Source organism: Methylibium sp. T29-B (assembly GCF_000576225.1).
Classification (GTDB): Bacteria; Pseudomonadota; Gammaproteobacteria; order Burkholderiales; family Burkholderiaceae_C; genus Methylibium; species Methylibium petroleiphilum.
Genome location: NZ_AZSN01000300.1, coordinates 1 through 2,357 on the forward strand (window position 1 = coordinate 1; position 2,357 = coordinate 2,357).

The following is a 2,357-nucleotide window of genomic DNA, read 5'->3' on the forward strand; positions in this document are numbered from 1 at the left end:
CGGCCAGTTCAAGGGCCAGGTCGATCCCAAGCTCAACCCGCCCAGCCTGTTCCAGGTGCAGAACCTGCGGGGGGGCGACTGACATGAGCCACCCCACCCTCAGCCGCGCCGCGATGGAGAAGGTGATCCGCACCTACTACGACGGCTGCAACGAGGCCGACGAGGCGAAGATGATCGCCTGCTTCGTGCCCGAGGCCGTGCACTACTTCCCGGCCGGCATGTACGGCGGCGCCTTCCGGGGCGCTGCGCAGATCGCCCACCGCTGGCGCACGGCGGTGGAGACGCTGGGCTCGTACTGGACGATCGATGCGCTGGTGATCGACGCCGAGACGGCCGAGGCGGCGATCGAGTGGACGCACTTCAAGACGAACCAGGACAAGGTGCTGCGCGGCGCCGAGTGCGTGGAGTTCGACCGCGCCTCGGGGCTGATCCGCGAGATCCGCGCCTTCTACGCGTCGCCGCAGGCCGAGGGCATCGCCCGGCTCGAGCTGGGCGACTTCGACTACGCGGGGCGCGGCTACCGCGTCACGTCACCGCGCAAGCCGGCCTGAGGCAGCCACCGTGCCGGATGGCACGCCCCCGGCCTGCAGGGCCCGGGGCGTGCGCCCGCTGGTACGGACCCTGCTATCCCGGGGCAACGTTTCCACGCGGCTGCCACGAGCCGAGCAAGATGCCACAGAGTCTGATGACGGCGCACGCAGAACGTGCGCCCTCCCGGCCCCAGACCGGTGCCCCGGCGACGCTGAGGCTGTCGGGCGAGGTCTACGGCACGCTGATCAACCTGTCCGGACGGCGGCGCTTCACCTCGCAGCGCGTGGTGCTGTATGCGGTGCTGGCGATGCAGGGCCGCGACGGCGCGCTGGCGTTGTCCGCGGAGGCCCTGGCGGTGTTCCGCAAGGCCCACGCGGCGCTGGTGGACGGCGACGACACGCTGCCGGGCCTGTACTGCGACGAACTGCGCGACGCCTACTTCGGCGCGACCGGCGCCGACCGCGTGATCCGAAGCTTCATCGAGCTGGCCGAGCGGGTGCTGGAGGCCATCCCGCTGCGCACCCGCGCGGTGCCCGACCTGCTGGAGCAGCTGGTCGAGAGCGCCACGCCGCTGCTGGCGGTGCTGAACCGCGTGACCCAGGTCTACGAGGACCTGGCGAAACGCCAGGCCGCGACGGTGAAGAAGCAGCTGGCGGGCGTGATGGGCGAGATCGAGACGATCGCGAAGCAGGCGCGCATCGTGTCGTTCAACGCGCAGGTGATCGCGGCGCGGGCCGGCGACTCGGGACGGGAGTTCGCGGTGGTGTCGGCCGAACTGACGCAGATCACCGGCAAGCTCGACGGCCTGGTGCGCGAGGCGATGCGCAGCTCGGTGGCGTGAGCCGGCTCAGGCCAGCCACTGGCTGGCCACGACGTGCACGCCCAGCCCGACGCTGAACAGCGCCACGATCACGCTGAGCGCGCGGTGGTAGCGGCCGAGGTGGCTGGCGGTCAGGCGCATCGGCAGCGCCACGGTCCAGGACAGCGCGGCCATGCCGACCACCGAGCCCAGGCCGAACAACACGACGTAGAGCAGGCCGACCCAGGGGTCGCGCACCTGTTGCAGCGTCAGCAGCACCAGCGCGGCCGAGCCGGCCAGCCCGTGCACCATGCCGACCAGCAGCGCGCGCAGCGGCAGCGGGCGGTGTTCGTGCCGGTGCTGGCGGTGATCGTGCGGCGCGGTATCGCCGCGGTGCGAGTGCGCGTGGAAATGCGGCGCGGCATCGGCACGGGCGGCGTCGCCGTCGAGCGAGGCGGACCCCGCCGCTTCCGCCGGCGCGTGGACGTGGGCATGGAAGTGCACCCGCTCGCGCCACAGCCGGCGCAGCAGGTCCAGGCCCAGCAGCACCAGCATCACGCCGACGGCGCCTTCGAGGCCGTGCACCCAGCGCTCGGACAGCACCACGCCGATCACCATCACCACACCGCCGAACAGCAGCAGCGTGAGGGTGTGGCCCAGGCCCCAGAACACGCCCTGGCGGACAGCGCGCCGGGTGTCCTTCTCGCGCGCGACCAGCGTGGCCACGGCGGCCAGGTGGTCGGCCTCCAGCGCATGCTGCATGCCGAACAGCAGGCCGAACAGGAGCACGGTGCCGGTGATCATGAGGCGGGAAATCCGAGAGCGATGAGGCGGCTGCGCGAGGTGGCTGCATTCTCGGCGATCGGCGCAGGGGACTGCAGTCGCAGCGGAACGACGAGCCCCTTCAATCGACGGGCCCGGTCGTGATGGCCAACGCAGCGCCGACGGCCTCGATGCGCTGCCGCTGGATGGCCGTGCCGACGGCCGGCCCGCTTTCGCCGCGCGCTGCCGCGGCGGCCGCGACCTG

General features: G+C 72.1%; 3 protein-coding genes. 2 read left to right on the forward strand and 1 reads right to left on the reverse strand.

Going from position 1 to position 2,357, the window contains the following annotated elements; genetic code table 11:
• Window positions 1-83 precede the first annotated feature (83 nt).
• Both Y694_RS21340 and Y694_RS21345 read left to right on the forward strand, forming a co-directional pair.
• Window positions 84-551, forward strand: a complete 468-nt coding sequence (locus Y694_RS21340) for a nuclear transport factor 2 family protein (protein ID WP_051495969.1) — start codon at window positions 84-86, stop codon at window positions 549-551.
• A 119-nt stretch (window positions 552-670) separates the two neighbouring features.
• Window positions 671-1,372, forward strand: a complete 702-nt coding sequence (locus Y694_RS21345) for a methyl-accepting chemotaxis protein (RefSeq protein WP_081771444.1) — start codon at window positions 671-673, stop codon at window positions 1,370-1,372.
• Between the two features lie 6 nt (window positions 1,373-1,378).
• On the opposite strand, the gene Y694_RS21350 is transcribed toward Y694_RS21345, so the two are convergent.
• Window positions 1,379-2,134: an urease accessory protein gene (locus Y694_RS21350; protein WP_036236446.1), complete on the reverse strand. Its 756-nt coding sequence runs from the start codon at window positions 2,132-2,134 to the stop codon at window positions 1,379-1,381.
• Window positions 2,135-2,357: the final 223 nt, after the last annotated feature.

Excerpts from the sequence above, each read along its gene's own strand:
- Y694_RS21345 (WP_081771444.1), top strand. The coding sequence starts at position 671 with ATGCCACAGAGTCTGATGACGGCGCACGCAGAACGTGCGCCCTCCCGG.
- Y694_RS21340 (WP_051495969.1), top strand. The coding sequence starts at position 84 with ATGAGCCACCCCACCCTCAGCCGCGCCGCGATGGAGAAGGTGATCCGC.
- Y694_RS21350 (WP_036236446.1), bottom strand. The coding sequence starts at position 2,134 with ATGATCACCGGCACCGTGCTCCTGTTCGGCCTGCTGTTCGGCATGCAG.